Genomic DNA, 1,098 nt, shown 5'->3' with positions numbered 1-1,098 from the left:
TGCCGGAGCCGGTGGGCACGGGAGCGATGCCCGCGAGCTTGGCGAGAGCGGCCTCGGACTTGATCCGTTCGGGGTTGTCGCCGGCGACGACGAGGATTTCCGCGGCGGTGTCCACCCCGATACCGAACGGCTCGAGCAGCTGCGGAGCGGCCCGCTGGACCAGGTCGCCGATCATCTTCGTCAGTTCTTTGGCCTCGGCGTCGAGGTACTGCCACCGCTTGGCGAGCGTCCGCAGCGTGTGACGCAGTGCGTCCTCGGGTCCTTCCAGGCGGCGAGGACGCAGGGCTGCCAGCTGCCGCGCCAGGGTGACCTGTGTCTTTCCCGCGGTCTCCCGGCGCAGGGTGTCCGGGGCGTGGACCAGCATCGCCTTCATCGTGACCATTGCCGCGGCGCGCTGTTCAACGGCCTGGTCGTGCGCCACCTTGAGCCGGCGGATCATCTCCGCTTCGCCGTCGGCGCTCTTCGGTGTGGCGGTCGCGAACCCGGCGAGCACGGCGCGGGCGGCGTTCTCGGCGTCCAGGGTGTCGGACTTGCCGTTCATCCGTCGAAGACGCCTGTCCGGCCGACCGGCCTCGACCACCTTGTGGCCGTTCCTGCGGAGAAACGATGTCAGTGTGGCACCGTAGGAGCCGGTGCCCTCGATCCCGAACGCCAGGACTCTTCCGAACGAGGCAGTCCAGTCCAGCAGTTGCTGGAAGCCGCCGGTGTCGGTGGGAATGGTCAAGGTGGCAAGGATCCCGCCGATCGTGTCCATCACCGCTGCGACGTGGACGTGCTTGTGCGTGTCGACACCGATCACGACATGCCCGGACCTGGGCTGCTCGATGGTCTGCACGATGTTCCTTCCGGTCGGTAGCGTGGGAGGCCACGCTGTCGCCGGTCGGACGGACAGGACTGTCACGGGGACGCTTTGGTGAGTCGGCTCCAGGCTCTTATCAGGTCACGTCCGTCCGGCGGCAGCGCTTGCTGCGTGCCCGGCCGGGCGGTCGACAGATCAACGCCAGGACACCCGTGGGGTCAGTCGTAAGCAAGAGTCAGACCGCCTCGGCCGGGGCTACCCGATCCTTGCGGGATCCGGTGCGAAGAGACTGACAGTCG

Annotated in this window: 1 protein-coding gene; it reads right to left on the bottom strand. The window is 68.0% G+C overall.

Features of this window, described 5'->3' with window-relative positions; all coding sequences use genetic code 11:
* The coding region (locus AB0I68_RS39150) for an IS110 family transposase (RefSeq protein ID WP_363182219.1) at positions 1 to 835 on the bottom strand (835 nt) is incomplete at its 3' end.
* Positions 836 to 1,098 lie beyond the last annotated feature (263 nt).

The sequence above is a fragment of the Streptomyces sp. NPDC050448 genome, from assembly GCF_040655295.1.
GTDB lineage: Bacteria > Actinomycetota > Actinomycetes > Streptomycetales > Streptomycetaceae > Streptomyces.
The sequence above is the reverse complement of the archived record's forward strand: the minus strand, read 5'-3'. Positions and strand labels throughout refer to the sequence as shown.